This window comes from Bradyrhizobium sp. DOA9 (assembly GCF_000617845.2).
Classification (GTDB): Bacteria; Pseudomonadota; Alphaproteobacteria; order Rhizobiales; family Xanthobacteraceae; genus Bradyrhizobium.
Genome location: NZ_DF820425.1, coordinates 2,696,333 through 2,716,769 on the forward strand (window position 1 = coordinate 2,696,333; position 20,437 = coordinate 2,716,769).

The 20,437-nt window shown below is 65.3% G+C and carries 23 protein-coding genes; 17 read left to right on the forward strand and 6 right to left on the reverse strand.

Going from position 1 to position 20,437, the window contains the following annotated elements; translation table 11 throughout:
- Positions 1-212 precede the first annotated feature (212 nt).
- Entirely contained in the window at positions 213-1,727 is a 1,515-nt protein-coding gene (locus BDOA9_RS12565) for an ATP-binding protein (RefSeq protein WP_025034286.1), read from the reverse strand.
- Positions 1,728-1,938: 211 nt separating this feature from the next.
- Here BDOA9_RS12565 and BDOA9_RS12570 point away from each other — a divergent pair, with 211 nt between their 5' ends.
- A complete protein-coding gene (locus BDOA9_RS12570; RefSeq protein ID WP_025034287.1) occupies positions 1,939-2,523 on the forward strand; it encodes a LysE family translocator in 585 nt (194 codons plus the stop codon).
- A 27-nt stretch (positions 2,524-2,550) separates the two neighbouring features.
- Here the strand turns inward: BDOA9_RS12570 and BDOA9_RS12575 are convergent, their stop codons facing one another.
- From BDOA9_RS12575 to BDOA9_RS12595, 5 genes are all read right to left on the reverse strand, one after another.
- Positions 2,551-3,615, reverse strand: a complete 1,065-nt coding sequence (locus tag BDOA9_RS12575; RefSeq protein WP_025034288.1) for a ketopantoate reductase family protein — start codon at positions 3,613-3,615, stop codon at positions 2,551-2,553.
- Positions 3,616-4,609: 994 nt separating this feature from the next.
- Positions 4,610-5,245, reverse strand: a complete 636-nt coding sequence (locus BDOA9_RS12580) for a MarR family winged helix-turn-helix transcriptional regulator (RefSeq protein WP_025034289.1) — start codon at positions 5,243-5,245, stop codon at positions 4,610-4,612.
- An 815-nt stretch (positions 5,246-6,060) separates the two neighbouring features.
- Positions 6,061-7,386, reverse strand: coding sequence for a flagellar protein export ATPase FliI (fliI, locus tag BDOA9_RS12585; protein ID WP_025034290.1), 1,326 nt, complete (start codon positions 7,384-7,386; stop codon positions 6,061-6,063).
- Between the two features lie 36 nt (positions 7,387-7,422).
- Positions 7,423-8,151: a flagellar basal-body rod protein FlgF gene (gene flgF, locus BDOA9_RS12590; RefSeq protein ID WP_025034291.1), complete on the reverse strand. Its 729-nt coding sequence runs from the start codon at positions 8,149-8,151 to the stop codon at positions 7,423-7,425.
- A gap of 3 nt (positions 8,152-8,154) precedes the next feature.
- Positions 8,155-8,943, reverse strand: coding sequence for a DUF1217 domain-containing protein (locus tag BDOA9_RS12595; protein ID WP_025034292.1), 789 nt, complete (start codon positions 8,941-8,943; stop codon positions 8,155-8,157).
- Between the two features lie 142 nt (positions 8,944-9,085).
- On the opposite strand from BDOA9_RS12595, the gene motA reads away from it, so the two are divergent.
- From motA to fliP, 16 genes are all read left to right on the forward strand, one after another.
- A complete protein-coding gene (motA, locus tag BDOA9_RS12600) occupies positions 9,086-9,982 on the forward strand; it encodes a flagellar motor stator protein MotA (protein WP_025034293.1) in 897 nt (298 codons plus the stop codon).
- On the forward strand, positions 9,979-10,920 hold the full coding sequence (locus BDOA9_RS12605) for a flagellar motor switch protein FliM (protein WP_025034294.1): 942 nt from the start codon (positions 9,979-9,981) through the stop codon (positions 10,918-10,920). The genes motA and BDOA9_RS12605 overlap by 4 nt, the downstream gene beginning before the upstream one ends.
- Positions 10,901-11,215, forward strand: a complete 315-nt coding sequence (locus BDOA9_RS12610; protein ID WP_025034295.1) for a hypothetical protein — start codon at positions 10,901-10,903, stop codon at positions 11,213-11,215. Before BDOA9_RS12605 ends, BDOA9_RS12610 begins: the two co-directional genes overlap by 20 nt.
- 76 nt (positions 11,216-11,291) lie before the next feature.
- On the forward strand, positions 11,292-11,666 hold the full coding sequence (gene fliN, locus BDOA9_RS12615) for a flagellar motor switch protein FliN (RefSeq protein ID WP_025034296.1): 375 nt from the start codon (positions 11,292-11,294) through the stop codon (positions 11,664-11,666).
- A 2-nt stretch (positions 11,667-11,668) separates the two neighbouring features.
- On the forward strand, positions 11,669-12,709 hold the full coding sequence (locus BDOA9_RS12620) for a flagellar motor switch protein FliG (RefSeq protein WP_025034297.1): 1,041 nt from the start codon (positions 11,669-11,671) through the stop codon (positions 12,707-12,709).
- 13 nt (positions 12,710-12,722) lie between these two features.
- Positions 12,723-13,808, forward strand: coding sequence for a flagellar biosynthesis protein FlhB (gene flhB, locus BDOA9_RS12625; protein WP_025034298.1), 1,086 nt, complete (start codon positions 12,723-12,725; stop codon positions 13,806-13,808).
- 63 nt (positions 13,809-13,871) lie between these two features.
- Positions 13,872-14,273 carry a flagellar basal body rod protein FlgB gene (gene flgB / locus BDOA9_RS12630; protein ID WP_025034299.1) on the forward strand — a complete coding sequence of 134 codons (402 nt, stop codon included), beginning with the start codon at positions 13,872-13,874 and terminating at the stop codon, positions 14,271-14,273.
- 11 nt (positions 14,274-14,284) lie between these two features.
- Entirely contained in the window at positions 14,285-14,701 is a 417-nt protein-coding gene (gene flgC / locus BDOA9_RS12635) for a flagellar basal body rod protein FlgC (RefSeq protein WP_025034300.1), read from the forward strand.
- Between the two features lie 2 nt (positions 14,702-14,703).
- Positions 14,704-15,033, forward strand: coding sequence for a flagellar hook-basal body complex protein FliE (locus tag BDOA9_RS12640; RefSeq protein ID WP_025034301.1), 330 nt, complete (start codon positions 14,704-14,706; stop codon positions 15,031-15,033).
- Positions 15,034-15,051: 18 nt separating this feature from the next.
- Positions 15,052-15,840: a flagellar basal-body rod protein FlgG gene (gene flgG, locus BDOA9_RS12645; RefSeq protein ID WP_025034302.1), complete on the forward strand. Its 789-nt coding sequence runs from the start codon at positions 15,052-15,054 to the stop codon at positions 15,838-15,840.
- Positions 15,841-15,853: 13 nt separating this feature from the next.
- Positions 15,854-16,330: a flagellar basal body P-ring formation chaperone FlgA gene (gene flgA / locus BDOA9_RS12650; protein ID WP_244521473.1), complete on the forward strand. Its 477-nt coding sequence runs from the start codon at positions 15,854-15,856 to the stop codon at positions 16,328-16,330.
- Positions 16,327-17,457, forward strand: a complete 1,131-nt coding sequence (gene flgI, locus BDOA9_RS12655) for a flagellar basal body P-ring protein FlgI (protein ID WP_025034304.1) — start codon at positions 16,327-16,329, stop codon at positions 17,455-17,457. Before flgA ends, flgI begins: the two co-directional genes overlap by 4 nt.
- Before the next feature lie 67 nt (positions 17,458-17,524).
- Entirely contained in the window at positions 17,525-18,271 is a 747-nt protein-coding gene (locus BDOA9_RS12660) for a MotE family protein (protein ID WP_025034305.1), read from the forward strand.
- The gene (gene flgH / locus BDOA9_RS12665) at positions 18,272-18,979 is read left to right on the forward strand and encodes a flagellar basal body L-ring protein FlgH (protein WP_025034306.1); all 708 of its coding nucleotides are present in this window, start codon (positions 18,272-18,274) and stop codon (positions 18,977-18,979) included.
- 42 nt (positions 18,980-19,021) lie between these two features.
- Positions 19,022-19,465 carry a flagellar basal body-associated FliL family protein gene (locus BDOA9_RS12670; RefSeq protein ID WP_025034307.1) on the forward strand — a complete coding sequence of 148 codons (444 nt, stop codon included), beginning with the start codon at positions 19,022-19,024 and terminating at the stop codon, positions 19,463-19,465.
- On the forward strand, positions 19,462-20,202 hold the full coding sequence (gene fliP, locus BDOA9_RS12675) for a flagellar type III secretion system pore protein FliP (RefSeq protein WP_025034308.1): 741 nt from the start codon (positions 19,462-19,464) through the stop codon (positions 20,200-20,202). Before BDOA9_RS12670 ends, fliP begins: the two co-directional genes overlap by 4 nt.
- The last annotated feature ends 235 nt before the right edge of the window (positions 20,203-20,437 follow it).

Consider the following 20,437-nt stretch of genomic DNA (forward strand, 5'->3'; position numbering starts at 1 on the left):
CTGGGGAGAGGGTGCTTCCGCGTCGGGATTGCTCGGGATTGCGGAAGATTTCCCTGCGTGGCGAGAGCCCTCACCCGCCGCGCTCTGCGAGCGCGTCGGCCTCTCCCGCAAGCGGGAGAGGCGAAGCAAGCCCGCGGACAATCCCCGTGAAATCCATATGCGAAAGCCCTGCCGCTTGCGGGAGAGGGAGCGCATCTCGCTCGCAGCAACAATCAACCCGGCGCCGCGCTCGCGACCTGCTCCGCCGGCTGATCATCCCCGTTGGGATCGCCCGGCGCGGTCGCCCAGGCGAGCTCCACCAGCGTCACGATCCGGCGGCCGCCGCCGTCGAGCTGGACCACGATCAGGCCCTGCTCCTCCATGTAACCGAGCAGGCGCTGCGCCCGGCGCAGCGAGTGCGAGCCGTAGGCGCGGGCGATCGCGGCATCGCCGGGGCAGGGCCAGCCTTCCTTCGCCGCACGCGCGATCATCATGAACACGCCCTGCATGTCGTCGGGCAGGATCGAAGCCCGCAGCGCCACGTCCTGCCAGGCGTCGTCTTCGGTGAGATCCGTCCCGAGCCCGGCGCGCGCATGCGTCAGCATGCGCCGGAATTCGTTGAGATCGGGCACCGCCGCCCCCAGACCCTCGATGCGGCAGCGGACCGCGAATTCCTGATAGAGCACGCCGATGGCACGGAAGCCGGCATCGGGCTCGGCCATCACGGCACGCAGCGTGCGATCCACCCGCTCGCGCCGCTCGGCAAGCTCTTCGGCGCTGACGGGCGCCTCGACCGTTTCCAGCCGAATCTCCGGCACGGCGGCGGCCTTCGCCGCGCGAAGCTGCTCGAGCAGATCCGGCGCCGGCCGTCGCTGCGGCCGGCTCGCATCGGGCGGTGGCGCGGCGAGGATGACCGCGCGGGCATCTTCAAGCGTGGCCTCCGGCAGCGGCATCAGCCGCGGCGTCGAATTGCGCGGTGAGGTCTCGGTCGGACCGATGTTGAGACGCAGCGGCCGGCGCGACAGCGCAGGTCCCAGCGCCATGAACTGGCCGCGCTCGAGATCGCGGAAGGCTTCCGCCTGCCGCCGCTCCATGCCGAGCAAATCGGCGGCGCGCGCCATGTCGATGTCGAGGAAGGTGCGGCCCATCAGGAAATTCGAGGCCTCTGCCGCGACGTTCTTGGCGAGCTTGGCGAGGCGCTGGGTCGCGATGATGCCGGCAAGCCCGCGCTTGCGGCCGCGGCACATCAGATTGGTCATGGCGCCGAGCGAGAGTTTTCGCGCCTCGTCCGAGACTTCGCCCGCCACCGCCGGCGCAAACAGCTGCGCCTCGTCGACGACGACGAGCAAAGGGTACCAATGATCGCGGTCGACGTCGAACATCCCGCCGAGGAAGGCAGCTGCGCGCCGCATCTGGTTTTCGGCATCCAGCCCTTCGAGATTGAGCACGGTGGAGACGCGATGCAGCCGCGCGCGCTCGCCCGCGACCTGAAGGCCTCGCTCGGTGTGATCCTCGGCCTCGATCACCAGATGGCCGAAGCGCTCGGCCAGCGTGACGAAATCGCCCTCGGGATCGATGATGGCCTGCTGCACCCAGGGCGCGCTCTGTTCCAGCAGCCGCCGCAAGAGATGCGACTTGCCGGAACCCGAATTGCCCTGCACCAGGAGGCGGGTCGCCAGCAGTTCCTCGAGGTCCATGGCGGCCGCGGCGCCTGCCGTGGTCTGCCCCATCTCGATCGCAACCGTCATGTCCCCGACTCAAAGTCCCGTCATTCGCGGACAGCGGCTTATCAATCCAGCCGCGGCACGTCGAGCGCTCCGGCGCGAATCAGGCGGTGTTGCCCACGCTAAAACCAGAAGGCTCCGCCGTGAGCGGCAGGAACCCGGTGCCGAACGGCGTCGGCTGGCCCGAAATGACTCAGATCAAGATCAACGGACCCGAGACCTGCTATCCGGCCGTATGACGTTTCTGACCTTCTTCACGGCGACCTATTTCCTGCTGGCGGTGCCGGGGCCGACCAATACCCTGCTCGCGACATCGGGAGCCGGAGCGGGAATCTCGCGCTCCCTTCCTCTGCTCGCGGCGGAGCTGTGCGGCTATCTGCTGGCGATCGCCGTGCTGCGGCTGGCGCTCGGTCCCCTCATCAGCGACATCCCGATTGCGGCACTGGTGCTCCGTGTCGCCGTGACGATCTACATCCTGTGCCTCGCGGTCATGCTCTGGCGCGTCAACACGCGCGAGCTGCGCGGCGGCGCTGCGGTGACGTTCGGCCAGGTGCTGCTGACGACGCTGCTCAACCCGAAAGCACTGGTCTTCGCGTTCCTGCTGCTGCCGCTCGGTGCCGGACCGCTCGAACTGCTGCCGTGGCTCGGTATGATCGCGCTTCAGATTCTCACCGCCGGCGCCGCGTGGATCATTCTGGGCGCAATGCTCGGACGCGGCGCCCGTCGCCTCGGGTGCCCTGACCTCGTCACACGCACCGGCGCGGTCACGCTGGTCGCCGTGACCGGCCTCGTCTGGCTGCAATCCTTGCTGGTTGCCTGAGCGCCGGCGTTGCCGGGGCGCGCCGCGCTACTGTGCGCCGGAGCCGCCCTGCACGATCTTCTCGTTCAGCTTCTGGTCCACGGTGTCGACGGTGCGGTCGATCTCGGCATTGGGCACGCCGAGCTGATGCGAGATCAGCTTCACCAGCAGGTCGACGCGCTCGATGAAGGGCGCGCCGCTCGCGACCGCGCGCGCGGCCGATGACGGCTTGAGCAGGCTCTCGGCGGCCTTGGCATATTTCGCGAACGGCACCTGGTCCTGCGGATCGGCGCCGAGCTTGCGGGCGATCGCATCGACATGGTCGTAGATCGTCTGCGAACGCTTGAGATCGCCGTGCACGGCGTCGCGGATCGACTGCGGCTCGTTCGGCGTGATGCAGCGATAATTGCCGGTGAGCAGCATCGACCATTTCGCCAGCGGCACGAACAGGGACTCGAACACTTTCAGCTTCACCGGCACGTCGTGGCCGTCGAGCGTCACCGCGTCGATGTCGGCCTCCAGCTCGCGCAGCAGCTTGTTGTGCGTCTCGTCGGCGAAGACCGACGCCTTGAAGTTGGTGGGCAGGCCGACATGCAGCACGTTGGCGGCTTCTTCCGGCGGCCGGAAGGCCTGCGGGTCGGGCGAGCACAGCGTCACCAGCCCGGGCTCGAACCGCTCCCAGACCTGCGCATTGGTGTAGGCCTCCTCGAGATCCATGTCGGCGAGCGCCGGAATCCGCTTCAGATAGGGCAGCGGCGGCATGTTCATGATCGACAGGCACGGCAGCTTCGCCGCGGCGATCTTGACCATGAGGACGCGCACCGTGTGGTTGGTGTATTGCGGCTCCTGCATCGCGAGGCCGACCAGATCGTAGCGGGAGAGATCGACATTGGCCGGTGTCACCGCATCCAGCTTGCCGGGCAGGTTGCGGGAAAAGATCGCCCGGTGCACCGCCTCGTCTCGCAGCTTGATCCGGACCTCGGTACCGTCGCGGTTGATCAGCTCCGCGGTCTTGGCGCGGCAGACCAGGGTCACGTTGTGCCCGGCCATCAGCAGCTTCGTGCCCAGCAGGGAGCCGTAAGAAGCCCCAAGAATCAATATGTTGCGCGCCATGCTCCGTCCCCACGAAATTTGTGTGATTTTTCGGGCCCGGCGTCATCCGCGGGCCAGTTGGGGGCATGTAAAGCGAACCGCGGAGGGATGGCAACTGGGATAATGCATACAAAGCGCCAGGCGGCGGCTCGCCCGACGTCTTCCCTGTCCCGGGTTGCGCTCCATTCCGGCCGCTCGATCGGCCTGTTTCGCCCGCCGTCAACCCGGTCAGGCAAAAATATTCCGCTTTACCGAAATTCGGAAATGGCGTATGTCTCGCCCATCCCGGCTTATCTTGAGGGGCGATCGCGTCGTCGTCTTGATCGCGAGCCGGGCTTGCGGTGGACGCGGCAGCGTCGGGCGCGAATGGCCAAGGGCAGGGCGGATTGCTCTCCGTGAGCTCGCGGCCGCGCGCGGACGAACGGCGCTGCTAGGTTCGTCTCGTCTGTAAGTTTCCGGCTTCGTCAACGGGGCTGGAAATACTGCGGGCAATGGCGGGCCGTGCGTACGGCAAAACCGTGTGGTCCTGGCCGTCGTTGCTACGGTCAAGCGCTTGCGGAGGCGGCATCTGCGTCAACCGGCGCGGATGCCGGTGAATTCCGTGAGCGCGAGGGAGGCCAGAAGGAACTCGGCTCCCGGGAGAGCGCGGCATAAGCCGTCCGACCATCGCGCAGGGAAGGCCGAGTGATCGGCACCACCTGTATGCTGCTGTGCGGTTTTCTGCGTGTGCATTGTGCGCAGCAGACCGCGGGTGCGATGTCGGCACCCGGCCTTCCCTGCGCCCTCTTGGATTGGAGGGCGGCGAGACCAAGCAAAGCTCGGGCGAAATCAGCCGCGAGATCGCGAAGGCGTGTCCGCAAGTGAGATGGTGCGGGAACAGCGATGCCGCTGCATCATCCTCCGTCATTGCGAGGAGCCCTTGCGACGAAGCAATCCAGAGTCTTTCCGCGGAGAGACTCTGGATTGCTTCGCTTCGCTCGCAATGACGTGGAGAGAGCGCCGCTCCCTAGCGATCTCAGCCCTGGCTCGCCACGCGCTCGCGGTCGAGATTCTGCTCGATCTTGGGGCGGTCGCGCGTGCGCTCGAAGCTGGTGCAGAGCAGCTCGGTCTCCTCGAGCGAGATCGGAGCACGATAGAGCCGGCACATGAATTCGGCGTTTCCGCGTCCCTTGCCGGTGCCCGGGCCGCGCTCTGCGAGAAACATGCAGTCGCGGCAGATGCTCGCTTCGAGCCGCTGATGCGCCGCGTCGAGGTGATTGAGGATCTCGCGGAGAGAGTCGCGCAGCCTGATGCACTCGTCGGTCCCGAGCGCCGTCACCGCGTTCACCACGTGATTGATCGGGTCGTGCTGGCTCAGGCATTTCTCGCCCTGGGGCGTGACGTGGAGGACGACGGAACGCTTGTCCTCGTGCGACGGCTTGCGCACCAGGAACGACTTGCTCTCCAGAGTCTTCACGATCTGAGATGCAGTCGCTCGCGTGGCGCCGATGAAGCCGGCCAGCGCGGACGGCGTGCGCGAAAACCGGTTGGCACGCCCGAGAAAGCGCAGCGCCATCCATTCCCGATCGCGCAATCCATGCTGATTGCCCTCGAAATACCAAGCCCGCGCCGCCTGAACCAGCAGCTCGACGGCTTCCCGCGCCAATGGCATGAATCTACCTCGTCCCCGGAACTTCGTCTGCGGCGTCCCGAAGCCGCTTTGCGCCCTGAGTGTCAGACGAGCATGTCCTGTCGAACTCTCGCACAATGGCGCGGATCGCACCGCGTCCGAGCTGGGCCGATGAGCGTCGCATCGTCCGCAGCGAGAAGCCGTAGCGCTGATGGCATGCCAACAACGTCGTCGTCGCGCGGGAGCTCGGGTTGCCGTCGCCGGCAAACGGTGGATCGGAGTAGCTCAACCGAAGCCCCCAAAAGTTCAAGTCACAAGCAGACGTTTCTTATACTCAACCAAAACGATGGATGAGCTTCTCAACAAAATCAAGTAGAGACCCTCTCACAGACTGTGATGACGTCGCAGGCGAATGTAACGTTCAAGGACAATCTCGCTGTTCGGGACACATGATGGTGAACGTAATACATGGCACGGCGAGTAATATGCACTCGATATTGTGAGAGTTTGATTGCACGCAGGTTGTTGTCTTGGGTTGATGCAAACTGATCGAAGCTTGTGCATCACGATGACGTTTGGCGGCACATCATCCACAACTTGTGCGTTCTGCGGGAGAATCGTTGAGGGAACTCATAGGAATTGCACGTGGCGGTTGTTTTCGCCGCACTTGCAGAATCCACTGTCCGGATCGCTCGCGCGCTCGTGCACATCCGAACGGCAAATTCCCTCACGGGGAAGATCGGTGACCGGTGAGGACGCGCATGCGCTGGAAGCGTAGCGACATGCGCAATCTCTTGTCGAAAACCACGGGCAGGGCGGACGGCAGGCGGGGCAGGCGCCACACGCCTCTCCAGCCGTCACTCGCCCTTGAGCATGTCCCGAAGCTCGCGGAACGGATCGGCACTCGGCGGGGCCGAAACGCCTTGCCGCATCGCGCTGTAGATTCGCGGAACCATCTCGACCGCCTGGTCGAGGCCCGAATCACGCCCCGGCTGATAGCCGCCCATCAGGCGAAGGTCGCGCGTGTCCTCGTATTTCGCGATCATGGCGCGCAGCTTGCTCACCAATTCGCGCTCCTCGGGATCCCAGACGTTGTGGGCGAGGCGGGAGACCGAGGCAAGAACGTCGACGGCCGGATAGCGCGCCTGGTCGGCGATGTGCCTGGAGAGCACGATGTGCCCGTCGAGCGTGCTGCGGATGGTGTCGGCGATCGGCTCGTTGTGATCGTCGCCGTCGACCAGCACGGAGAAGATCCCGGTGATGGTGCCGGATCCCTCCTCGCCCGGGCCGGCGCGCTCGAGCAGGCGCGGCAGATCGGTGAAGACCGTCGGCGCGTAGCCGCGCGCCACCGCGGGCTCGCCGGCGGCGAGCGCGACCTCGCGGGCGGCGTGGGCAAAGCGGGTGATCGAATCCACCATCAGCAGGACCGATTCGCCGCGGTCGCGGAAATATTCGGCGACCGCCATCGCCGTCTTCGGCGCCAGCCGCCGCATCATCGGGCTTTCGTCGCCCGTCGACACGATTGTGACAGCGCGATGACGGTCGTTGCCGAGCACGTCCTCGATGAACTCGCGCACCTCGCGGCCGCGTTCGCCGACGAGGGCCAGCACGACGGTGTCGAAGCCCTGGCTGCGGGCCAGCATCGCGAGCAGCGTCGATTTGCCGACACCCGATCCGGCGAAGATGCCGACGCGCTGGCCGGCGCAGATCGGCGCAAACAGGTCGATGACGCGTACGCCGGTGCGCAACGGCTTGTGCACGCGCGCGCGCTTCATGGCCGACGGCGCCTCGGTCTCAGCCGAGACCGCCTGGGATCCGTGGGTGAGGGGCCCCAGTCCGTCCAGCGGTGCGCCGAGGGCGTTGATGACGCGGCCCTTCCAGCTCGGATCGGGCGCAAAGGACAGCGGCGGCATGCGGGAGGCGACCGAGCCGAGCCCGCCGCCAAACTGCCGGTCGAACGGCTTGGCAATGATGCCGTCGCTGTCGATCCGCACCACCTCGCCGATCTGGCGCTTGCCGGCCGCATCGACGCCGATGAGCTCGCCGAGCCTGACGAAGCGCGACAGGCCGGAGACGCGGAAATGCGTCGGCGCGATCTCGGAGATCGCGCCGCTGACGCTTGCCAGGGGAGTGCTCTGCTGCAGCTCCAGCAGCGCCCACTCGAGTTGCCGAAGAGCGTTCAAGGTATCAGTCCAACCTCATCGCGCACGCGGCGCAGCCTACTTGCCGGGTTCACCCAGGGTGCGGATCGCGTTCTGCAGCGAGCTCTCGGTCCCCTCGATCATCGAGTTGGTGCCGTCGAAGGCGCGCGAGGCCGCGATCAGCTTGGTCAATTCCATCATCGGATTGGCGCCGGAGCCTTCGACATAGCCCTGCTTGAAGCCGTCCCGGGAGAAGTCCGCGATGGCGGTCGCGGGCCGGTCCGGCGTCACGCCGGAATTGCCGTAGCGCTCGAGATTGGCGTCGACCGGGATGCTGAACAGGCCGATGGTGCCGATCTCGTTGTTGTCCTGGATGATCGCGCCGCTGCGCGCGATCGAGATCGGTCCGCCGTTCGGGTCGAGCGTGATCTGCGCGCCGCCGGAATCGACGATTGGAAAGCCGCTCACGGTCTGAAGATCGCCGTTGGGGGCGATCTGGAGCCTTCCGTCGCGCGTGTAGACCGTGCCGTTCGGACCGGCGAAAGCGATCCAGCCCTGGCCGACCACGGCGACGTCGAGCGGGTTGCCGCTCTCGGTGATGTTGCCCATCTCGCGCGAGATGATGTTGTCGCCGGGCGAGGAGAATGCCACCGGCGTCGGGCCCGCCTTGGACAGCACGGTCTCGAACTTCACCACGTCGGTGCGGAACGCCGCCGTGTTGACGTTGGCGACGTTGTTGGCGATCGTCTGCAGGCGCTTTTCGAGAGCGACCTGCGCCGACAATCCCACATAGAGAGCCGATTGCATGACTTACCTGTTGAACTTGATGTTCTGAAGCGTCGTCAGCACGTTGGTGTCCATGCTGACTGACGTCGCGGCGCCGGCGATCAGGACCAGCGCGGGATTGGTCGAGCTGTCGTCCTTAGCCTGGGTCGCATCCCACATCGCCGCAAAGCGCTGCACGAACTTGGTCACCTTGGCCGGGTCCTGGAAGTCGGCAAGATTGATCTTGTCCGCGATCATCTTGGCCTGGGCGTCGATGTCGGCCGAGCTGATCGTCGCCGGCAGGCCGAGGGCGGTCTGCACCACCTGTGTCAGCGCCTTGTCGGCCAGGACCTGGTAGGCGGTCGCGATCGTGGAAGCCTTGCGGGTGAAATACAGCGCCAATCGCAGGCCCTCGTTCTGGTCCCCGGCCTTCTCCTCCATCGTCTGCGTGACGAATTGGGTCGCCGTGCCGGTCGTGGCCGCGGCGGTCTGGGTCGCCTTGTCGCCGAGTGCGGCGAAATTGAAGGCGCTTGCGAATTGCCGGTAGCGGGTGTCGGTCAGCTTGTTGGCGAAGGCGTCCTTGCTCGCGACCCCCTCGGTCAGCACCTTGCGCATGAACGCCTTGGCGTAGGTCATGTCGCTGAGGCCATAGGCCTTCATCGCGTAGGAGTAGAGGCGATAGTCCTTCAGGAAATCGTCGATCGTCTTCACGTTGCCGATATGGCCGAGGAAGTAATCGGTCTCGCGGCTGACATCCGGCTGCTGCGCGACCTGTGTCAGCGACTTGCCCATGTCCTTGGTCAACCGGGTGTAGTCCGCGATGGTGGATAGCATGACACGCGCCCCTCTGGCGCCGTTTGCGACGCCGCTTCAAGCTGCCGCCAATTGCTTGCGCGGGGCTGGCGACCTCGAAACCAGCTTCGCGCAAGCGTCGCCGACTACGTATTCTCGGTGGGATCGGCGATGGAGCGGCGCGTTGGGCAGTTTCGTGGGGATTTTCATCACGGTAGCGGCGCTGCTCGGCGGTTTTGCCGCCATGGGCGGGCACCTCGCCGTGCTGATGCAGCCGTGGGAATTCGTCATCATCATAGGCACTGCGGTCGGCACCTTCATCGTGGCCAATCCGTGGAAGACGGTCGTCGACAGCGGGGTCGCCTGCATGCAGGCCATCACCAACGCGGTGCCGGGACAGCGCTATTACCTCGACCTGCTCGGCGCGCTGCACGCTTTGATGCGTGAGCTGCGGGGCAAGGGCCGCAACGAGGTGGAGGCGCATATCGACGACCCCTCGAACTCCGAGATCTTCAAGGCATTCCCCAGCGTGCTCGGCGACCCCTCGCTGCTCCAGTTCATCTGCGACTACGTCCGTCTCATCATCATGGGCAATGCGCGTACGCACGAGATCGAAGCGCTGATGGACGAGGAGATCCACACCATCGTGAAGGGCAAGCTGGCTCCTTACCACGCGCTGGTGACGGTCTCGGAGGCGATGCCGGCCCTCGGCATCGTCGCTGCGGTGCTCGGCGTCATCAAGGCGATGGGCGCGCTCGATCAATCGCCGAAGCTATTGGGCGGCTTCATCGGCGCGGCTCTCGTCGGTACCTTCGCCGGCATCTTTCTGTCCTACGGCATCATTTCGCCCTTCGCGATCAAGATCAAGATGACGCGCGAGAAGAAGTGCCGGCCCTACATCATCGTCAAGCAGACGCTGCTGGCTTTCATGAACGGTGCCATGCCGCAGATCGCCGTCGAGCACGGCCGCAAGATGATCTCGAGCAGCGAGCGTCCCTCGATCGACGTCGTCGAGAACGAGACGATCGCAGGTCCAAAGCCCGTCGTTGCCGACGCTGAACCCAAGGCGGCGCGCGCATGATGATGGAAGACGCCGAAGTCGATCAGCGCAAGCAGCTGCCGAACTACCTGCTGGACGCTGCCGGCATATCGATCGAGCGTATGCCGATGCTCAATGTGATCTTCGATCGCATGGCGGCATCGTGCACCGACAGCCTGCAGCCGATGGCTGGAACGCCCTGCTATTTCTCGGTCAACGGCATCACCAACGACCGTGTCGGCGATATCATCAAGGACTACGAGGCCAACGCGGTCGCGGCGGTGCTCTATGCCGAGCAGTGGGACTCCCGCATCATCATCATGCTCGACCGTGACTTCGTGTTCACGATGGTCGAGGCGATGTTCGGCTCCGACGGCGCCGAGCCGCCGCTCGACGTCGAGCGCGCGTTCTCGAACATCGAGCTTCGCCTGGTCCAGGCGCTGTTCGAACGCTTCGCCAAGGCGTTGCAATCCGCCTTCGCCGGCACGTCGAACGTCACCTTCCGCGTCGAGCGGGTCGAGACGGCGATGGCCTCGCTCGCGATCGGGCGGAGCGGCAACATGTCGATCTGCGCGAACATCATGCTGCAGGCGCTCTACCGCGGCGGCCAGATGTTCCTCATCATTCCGCACTCCGCGCTCAATCCGCTGCGCCAGAAGCTCGCCCACGTGGTCGTCAGCGACGGTCGCGCCGCCGACCCACGCTGGCGCGAGCAGATGGAGAGCGAGGTCCATCGCACCGAGGTGACGCTCAGTGCCGTGCTCGACGAGAAGATGGTGACGCTCGGCGATGTCGTGAAGTTCGAGGTCGGGCAGGTGCTCGAGCTCGAGGCTACGCCGCGCACGCTGGCCCGTCTCGAAAGCAACAACCAGGTGTTGTTCTGGTGCCAGATCGGCCAGCTCGACGGCTATTACGCCATGCAGGTGGCAGATCCCGTCGATCAGAAGCGGGAGTTCGTCGATGATATCCTATCTCGTTGATATCGTGCTGCTGGTTGCGCTCGCCTTCACCAGCATGCGGGTGACCAGGATGCACCGCGAGCTGGCGCGGCTACGCAGCTATCAGGGCGAATTCTCCACCATCATGCACGAGACCGCGGGTGCCTTCGACACGGTCATCACCGCGGCGCACGATTCCACCGCAAATCTCGGACGCCTCGCCAACGTGCTGAGCACGAAGATCGATCAGGCCCACGAGGCGATCGCGGCGCTCGACGCGCGCGGCGGGCTCGTACCCGCGGCGACGACGGCGACCGCCGAGCTGAACAAGCACTGAAAGCCGGCACCGGCAGAACAATACGGCCGGAACGCCACGGCGCTCCGGCGGCGGAAGTACCAAGAGGCGATACCAAATGGCGCAATCCTACGACTATGAGTCTGCACCTGCATCGACCGAGGCCGAGACCTCACCGCTGGAGCGCCTGGCCGAGATCGCCCAGCGCACCGCCGAGGAGACCGGCAAGTTCGCCAACGTCGACGCGATCCTGCGCATTCCCGTCACCATGCAGGTGGTGCTGGGATCGGCGACCATCCCGGTGGCGAACCTGATGAAGCTCGGACGCGGTGCGGTGGTTCCGCTCGATCACCGGGTCGGCGAGCCCGTCGACGTTGTCGTCAACGGCCGCATCGTCGCCCGCGGCGAGGTGGTCGTCGTCGAAGAGGACAATTCCCGCTTCGGCGTCTCGCTCACGGAGATCGTGGGGCCGCTGGGGCAGGGTGATACCTGACCATGGCGGCACCGGTCGGCATCGCTCCCGTCAAGCAGCGAGGCGTTACCACGCTGGGCGGCACGGAAAAGGTCGCCGCGCTCCTGCTGGCGATGGGTCGGCAGGCGGCGGCCAGCGTGCTGCAGCAGTTCGAGCCGCAGGAGATCCGCATCGTCACCAAGGCGGCGGCGGAGCTGCGGCCGATCACCGCGCAGGAGCTCGAGGGCATCGTCGAGGAGTTCGCCCAGCAGTTCTCGATGGGCGCGAACATCCTCGGCACCCTAGGTGGCCTTGAAGCCGTGCTCGGCGACGTGCTGCCGGCCGATCAGGTTTCGGCGATCATGACGGACCTGCTCGGCAATTCGAGCCGCTCGGTGTGGGACCGCGTCTCGTCGGTGTCGGAAAATTCGCTGGCCACCTACCTGTCCAAGGAGCATCCGCAGACCGCGGCCCTGATCCTGTCCAAAGTCAAGCCGTCCTGCGCCGCCAAGGTGATGAGCCAGCTGCCGTCGAGCCTGCGCAACGAATTGATGCGTCGCGTGCTCAGCCTCAAGCCGATCGTCGACGACGCGATGAAGGTCCTCGAGAAGACGCTGCACGAAGACCTGACGCTGAACTTCGCCCGCAACCTCGGCGCCGACACCTACGCCCGCGTCGCCGACATCATCAACAAGATGGAGCGCGGCCACATCGAGGACATGCTGAAGAGCCTGTCGGAGAAGCGGCCGAAATCGGCCGAAGTGCTGAAGGAGCTGCTGTTTACCTTCGACGACGTCGTCAACCTGACGCCGAAGGCGCGCACCATGATTTTCGATCAGGTGCCGACCGATCGCATCGTCGTGGCGCTGAAGGGCACCGACAAGAACTTCCGCGAGCTGATCCTGTCCTCGGTCGCCTCGCGTGTCCGCCGCGTCGTCGAGCACGAGCTCGCCATCGGCGAGCCGTCCAACCAGCGCGACGTGCTGGAGGCACGACGCGTGATCACCGACCTTGCTCTCGAGCTGGCGGAGAAGGGCGAAATCGAGCTCAACCCCGAGCAGGAGGATGAGCTGGTCTTTCGCTGACCGCTGAACGGGCATGGCAGAAACATCCGATCAGGACAGCAAGACAGAAGAGCCGACCGAGAAGAAAGTCCGCGATGCGCTCGAACAGGGCAAGATTCCGGTCTCTCGGGAGGCGTCCATTTTCGCCTCGATGGCCGCGCTGATGGTGATCCAGGCGTTCCTGATCGGCCCGGGCGTGCAGCAATTGACGCCGACGCTGAAGAGCCTGCTCGACGATCCCGAGGGCTTCCCGCTCTCGACCGGCGCGGACGCGCAGAACCTGCTCACCGTGGTCGGCCTGCAGGCCCTGAGGTTCCTGGTGCCGCTGGTGGTCATCCTCGTGGCGTTCGGACTCGCCGCCTCGCTGTTGCAAAACGCGCCGCGCCTGGTGCTCGAGCGCATCAAGCCGGACCTGTCGCGAATCTCCCCGGTCAGCGGCTGGAGCCGGCTGTTCGGAACGCAGGGCTTGATCGAGTTCGCCAAGTCGCTGTTCAAGCTTGCCGCGGTAACCGCTGTCGTCGCCTTCGTGCTGCGCTCGTCCGAAGCGAGAGCGTTCGAGGCGATGTACACCGATCCGGTCGCGCTGCCGGAGATGATCCTCAACATCGCGATGCGCATCGTCTCGGCGATCTGCATCGCCACCATCGTCCTGGTGGCGATCGATCTCGCCTGGGCGCGCTTCCATTGGCGGCGCGAGCTGCGCATGACCAAGCAGGAGATCAAGGACGAGCACAAGCAGGCGGAGGGCGATCCCCTCATCAAGGCGCGCCTGCGCTCGCTGGCACGCGACCGTTCGCGCCAACGCATGATCGCCTCGGCCTCGCGGGCGACGCTGGTGATTGCCAACCCGACGCACTTCGCGATCGCGCTGCGCTACAAGCGCGAGGAAAGCGCCGCGCCGCTCGTGGTAGCCAAGGGCATGGACGTGATCGCGCTGAAGATCCGCGAGGTCGCCGAGCAGAACCGAATTCCCGTCATCGAAAACAAGGCGCTGGCGCGCGCGCTCTACGAGGCGGTTCAGGTCGATCAGGTGATTCCGGCGGAATTCTTCCGGCCCGTCGCCGAGATCATCTACTTCCTCCAATCCAAGCAGGCGCCGCGGCCCGAGAACGTCCGATAGATTTCCGAAGGTGGTGCGTCGCGCAACAGCTTGACGAAAGCTTAACGTCCTAGGCTCGTCCCGTTGGATCAGAATGGGATCGTCGTGGGACCGCTTTATCTCTTCGAACTCGCATCGTCTCAGGCGCGCTATCTCGAGCTGCGCCAATCGACCATCGCGACCAACGTCGCCAACGCCAACACGCCGGGCTTTCGGGCGCGCGACGTCGAGCCGTTCAACAAGGTGCTCGACGGCATGCCGGTGAGGCTTGCGACGACGTCGCCCTCGCACTTGCAATTGTCCGCAGCCGAGACCGATACGCGGGCGACCTCGAAGAAGGATAGCTGGGAGGTGGTTCACTCCGGCAACTCCGTCAGCCTCGAGCAGGAAATGATCAAGGGCAGCGACGTCAATCGAGACTATTCGATGAACGCGGCGATCGTCCGGTCGTTTCACCGCATGATGCTGTCGAGTGCAAAGGGCTGAGGTGAACTGACATGCTGGACTCACTGAGCGCCTCCCTGACGGTCGCAAGCTCCGGGCTCGAAGCGCAATCGACGCGCATGCGCATCGTCTCGGAGAATCTCGCGAACGCCACCGCGACGGGACGCATCGCCGGCGCCGATCCGTATCAGCGCAAGACCATCACCTTCGATGCCGCGATGGACCGCGCCTCGGGCGCGCAGCTCGCGAAGGTCAAGGAGATCGGGGTCGACACCACGCCCTACCGGGTGGAGTACGATCCGGGGCATCCCGCCGCCGACAAGGCCGGCTACGTCAAGCTGCCGAACGTGAACATGATGATCGAGATGGCCGACATGCGGGAGGTCAACCGCTCCTATGAGGCCAATCTCCAGGTCGTGAAGCAGGTGAGGTCCATGCTCGGCATGACCATCGATCTCTTGAGGAGCTGACCATGCTTGAAGCGATTTCATCCACCGCGATTTCCGCAGGGCAGGCGGCGAGCCGCGCGAGCGAGACGCAGGCGGTCGCGCCTGCCGCGACAAGTTCGGTCCACGCCAGCGGCGATGTCGGCTTCGAATCGGTGATGAAGCAGGTGACATCCGACGCGATCGGGACGCTGAAGGCGGGCGAGGCGGCGTCGATCTCGGCAATGCAGGGCAAGGAATCGACGCGCCGCGTCGTGGAGGCGCTGATGTCGGCCGAGCAGGCTCTGCAGACCGCGGTTGCGGTTCGCGACAAGGTCGTTCAGGCCTACCAGGAAGTCGTTCGGATGTCGATTTGATCTGAAGGAGTGGGACTAGTGAAATCGCTCGCCATCGCGGCCACGGGCATGAACGCCCAGCAGACCAACATCGAAGTCATCGCGAACAACATCGCCAACATCAACTCGACCTCCTACAAGCGGGCGCGAGCGGAGTTCACCGATCTGTTCTACCAGATGGACCGCATGCAGGGCGTCGCGAACACCAACGGCTCCTCGCCGATTCCGGAAGGCGCCAATCTCGGCCTCGGCGTCAAGTCCGCGGCGATCCGCAAGCTGCACATCCAGGGCGCGCTGACGCAGACCGGCAATCCCTATGATCTCGCGATCAACGGCCGCGGCTGGTTTCAGGTGCTCGGCCCCAACAACGAGGTGCAATACACCCGTGCGGGCTCGTTCAATACCAATGCCAACGGCCAGCTCGTCACGATCGACGGTTACCTGCTGGATCCCGCGATCACCATCCCGCAGGGGACGGTCGAGGTCACGGTCAATCAGACCGGCCAGGTGTTTGCCAAGCTCGACACGGAGGTGAATCCGCGGCAGATCGGCCAGCTCAACCTCGCCAATTTCGCCAACGAAGCGGGTCTCGAGCCGCTGGGCAGCAATCTCTACAAGGAGACCACGGCGTCAGGCACGCCGGTCGTCGGCCTGCCCGGCGATGCCGGCTACGGCAAGATCAGCCAGAAATGGCTTGAAGCCTCGAACGTCGACCCGGTCAAGGAAATCACCGAGTTGATCTCGGCGCAGCGCGCCTACGAAATGAACGCCAAGGTCATCCAGGCCTCGGATGAAATGGCCCAGACGGTCTCGAAGGGCATGCGCTAGCTCCGGTGTCTCGATGTTGAACTGGGTGGGCCTGATCATGCGCGGGTTGGCCGCCGTGCTGCTGGTTCTCGCCGCGGCGCGGGTCGCCGCGGCCGAGGAGAAGCGGCTTCCGGTGCCGGCCGTCTCGATCCGCGCCGGCGAGCTGATCCGCGAGGAGATGATCGCCGAGCGCGCCTTCGCGCCGAGCCTGCTCGGCGTCGCCATGTTCATCGACCAACGTCAGGTCCTGGTCGGACGCATGGCGCGGCGCGCGCTGTTGCCGGGCCAGCCCATTCCAACCAATGCGGTGGAGGATCCCTGGACCGTCGCGCGCGGCGCCATGGTCAAGGTCGTGGTCGAGGACAGCGGCCTGTCCATCGTCACTTACGGCTCGGCGATGCAGTCGGGTTCAGCCGGCGCGCTGATCCCCCTGCGCAACACGGACACCGGCGTGATCATCAGGGGCGTCGTCCAGCCGGACGGCACCGTCAAGGTCATGGACGGGTCATGATGAGACTCCTGCTTGCGTTCGTCCTGCTGGTGTCGGCCGCCAGCGCCCAAGCCGGCGTCCGCATCAAGGACATCGCGGACATCAAGGGTTTGCGCGAGAACCAGATCGTCGGCTACGGCCTCGTCATCGGCCTCAACGGGACCGGCGACACGCTGCGCAATGCTCCGTTCACCGAACAGTCCCTGCAATCGATGCTCGAGAGCATGGGCATCAACGTCAGGAACGAGACCACGAGCACCAACAACCCCCCGCGTCCGACGACGCTGCGCACGCGCAACGTCGCAGCGGTGATGGTGACGGCGGACCTTCCGCCTTCGATCGGACCCGGCGAGCGCATGGACGTCACCGTGTCGTCGCTCGGCGATGCGACGTCGCTGCTCGGCGGCACGCTGGTGATGACGTCGCTGCGCGCGGCGGACGGCGCCGTCTATGCGGTGGCGCAGGGCGCGATCACGGTCGCCGGTTACAGCGTCGGCGGCCAGGCGCAGAACGTCAGCCAGGGCACGCCGACGGCCGGACGCATCCCGAACGGTGCGCTGGTCGAACGCGAGGTGCACGGAAGTCTGCATGAGATGGAATTTCTGGTGCTGCAGCTGAAGAACCCCGACTTCGTCACCGCAACGCGCATCCTCGACGCGGTCAACCGTTACGCCGGCGGCCGCTACCGCGCGCAGATCGCGTTCGAGCGCGACTACCGCACCATCGTGCTGTCGAAGCCGCGGCATGTCGGCCCTGTCCGCTTCCTCGCCGAGATCGGCGAATTGGTGGTCGAGCCGGACACGCCGGCGCGGGTCGTGATCAACGAGCGCACCGGCACGGTCGTCATCGGCCGCGACGTGCGCATATCGACCGTTGCCGTGACCCACGGCAATCTGACGGTTCGCGTCACGGAGATGCCGGTCGTATCCCAGCCGGCGCCATTCTCGCGAGGGCAGACGGTGGTCGTTCCGCAGACAGTGGTGGAGGCCAACGAGGCCGGATCGCAGGTGGCGATCCTCAGTGGGGTCGATCTCCAGCGCCTCGTGCGCGGGCTGAACCAGATCGGCCTCAAGCCGTCAGGGATCATCGCGATCCTCCAGGCGATCAAGACGGCAGGCGCGCTCCAGGCCGACGTCATCGTGCAATGATGCGCAAGCGTCGTGCAAGCTTGGTCGCTCAATGCTCAGGTCTGAAGCGAGAATCGCACGCGGCCCGATGCTGAAGCTGGATCACAAAGTCAAACTCCTCCTGCTGGCCGCGGCAACCATGCTGGCGAGTGTCTCGCCGGTGCTCGCCCTCGACGAGGCCAGGTCGTCGAAGCCACTCAACCTGCTCTCCTTCGCCCGCGGACCGCAGAAGCCGCAGTCGCCCGCCAGCGCGATACCTGGCGACAATGCTGCGGTCCGGGCCACGGCATGGGCGGCTGAAGATTCGAGCCCCGTCGTCACCGGTGCGGTGCCGGAGACGCCGACACCTGCGCCCGCAGCGGTCCGTCCGGCCAAGCCCGGCAGCGTCACGGCGCCGCCGAAGCCTGCACCGCCGCAGGCTGCGCCGGCCCCCGACAACGAAATCGCGCTGTTCTGCAGCAACGTCGCCGATCCCGCCGTCGACGCCAGGCTGGCCTGGCAGCTCAAGGAGCTCGAGAAGGCGGAGAGCCTGCTGCGCGAGCGCATCGCCGAAGTCGAGGCCAAGCGCGTCGAATACGAGAAATGGATGGTGTTGCGCGACGACTTCCTGAAGAAGGCCGAAGCGAGCGTGGTCGAGATCTATTCGCGCATGAAGCCCGAAGCTGCGGCGACCCAGATCGCCGGCATGGCCGACGAGACCGCCGCCGCCGTGCTCGCCAAGCTCAGCCCGCGCAGCTCGAGCGCGATCTTCAACGAGATGGACACGGCACGCGCGGCGCACCTCGCCGACCTGCTCGGCGGCATGCGTCGCGTGGACGACGGAAAGAGCAAATAGATGACCAAGCCGATCCTCATCCCCTCGCTGCTCGCGGTCTCCGTGCTCCTGGCCGGATGCTATCATGATCCGGCCGAGGTGCTGACCGGTCCGCAGATGTCGCCTGTCGGCAGCGGCCTGCGGATGCAGGCCGATCCGATCCCGGTGACGCCGCGCATGCGGACGCCCGTCAGCTACCGCTCCACCTGGGACGACGGCACCGATCTCTACCGCGATCCGCGCGCGCGCCGCACCGGCGACGTCGTGACGGTGATCATCTCGATGCAGGACAAGGCCAAGCTCGACAACAAGACCGGCCGCTCGCGCGACTCGCAGGTCAAGTTCGGGCTCGACTGGCTGATGGACATCGCCGGATGGAACGACACGGGTTCGGCCAACGCCAATCTCAGCACCAACACCCAGATCAAGGGCAATGGCCAGATCGACCGCACCGAGGACATCAGGCTCTCGATCGCGGCCGTCGTCACCGACGTACTGCCGAACGGCAACATGATGATCAGCGGTTCGCAGGAGTTTCGCGTCAACACGGAGATGCGCGTACTCAAGGTCGGTGGCATCGTGCGTCCGCGCGATATCTCGCGGACCAACACCATCTCCTACGAAAAGATCGCCGAGGCGCGCGTCTCCTATGGCGGCCGCGGCAATCTGTCGGACGTGCAGCAGCCTGGATGGGGACACCGGATCTATGACGCCGTGGCACCGTTCTGAGGTCCGAGCCGGCCGGACTGCGCCGCGATGGCGGGGGACCCCATGCGCCTGATCGCCGCCATCGTCGTGCTGACCCTGATCGCGATCGGCGCGGGGGCGATTGCCGGCCTGCATCTGATCGCCACCGCCGAGCGCGTCGCCGATGCCAAGAAGAGCGCCACGCCGCCGCCGATCGCCTCGAGCTACGCCGGCAGCGCGCGGCTCAGGAAATTGTCCCCGATCGTGACCAATCTCGCCGCGCCGGCCAACAACTGGGCGCGCATCGAAGCCTCGATGGTGACCGACAGCATGAGCGACGAGGATGCCGGCATTCTGGCCGCCCATATCAGCGAGGACATCGTGACCTATCTGCGCTCGGCGACGGTGGCGCAGTTCGAGGGATCGCGCGGGCTCCAGCATCTGCGCGACGACCTGACCGAGCGCGCCAATATCCGCTCGTCGGGCAAGGTCCGCGAATTGATCATCGAGACGCTGGTGATTCAGTGAGAGTGAAAGTCCTGCTGCTCGCGCTGGTTCTGGTCGTGCTGCCCGAAGCGGCGCTGGCCCAGATTCCCGACCTGAATTCCCTGCTGCCGCCCGGAAACGGCTCGACCAGCGGCCGGATCATCCAGCTGATGGCGCTGATCACGGTGCTGTCGGTGGCGCCGGGGCTGCTCATCATGGTGACGAGCTTCACGCGATTTGCGGTGGCGCTGTCGTTCCTGCGCGCCGGTCTCGGGCTCCAGACCACGCCGGCCAATCTGGTGCTGATCAGCCTCGCGCTGTTCATGACCTTCTACGTCATGGCGCCGACCTTCGACCGCGCCTGGGAGACCGGCGTGCAGCCGCTGATGAAGAACGAGATCTCGGAGGAGGAGGCTTATCTGAAGATCACCGATCCGTTCCGGGAGTTCATGCTGGCCCATGTCCGCGACAAGGATCTCCAGACCTTCGAAGCGCTCGCCGCCGAAAGCTTCCGCAGGAAATTCGACGACAAGCGGATCGATCTGCGCGTCATCATTCCGGCCTTCATGATCTCCGAGCTCAGGCGCTCGTTCGAGATCGGATTCCTCATCATCCTGCCGTTCCTGGTGATCGACATGATCGTGGCGACGCTGACCATGTCGATGGGCATGATGATGATGCCGCCGACGATCCTCGCGCTGCCGTTCAAGATGTTGTTCTTCGTGCTGATCGACGGCTGGAACCTGCTCGCCTCCGGACTGGTGCGGTCGTTCTCGTAACAGCGGCGATCGCCGATCGGCCCGCTATGGTTAAGCAATGTGCGCTGGATATGGTTAGCAGTCCGTAATATTAACTATATGATTTTATTGGGTAATTCAGGCCGGCTTTAAGCTGGAGGCAAGATTCGGCGTGCTAGCAATGCGGCACGGCGGATTGGACCCACCCACATCAGTCCAAAGGCATGATGCCGCCCCTCCGTACCGGTGAAAGCCCGGTATGTCCCCTCGTGAAAAT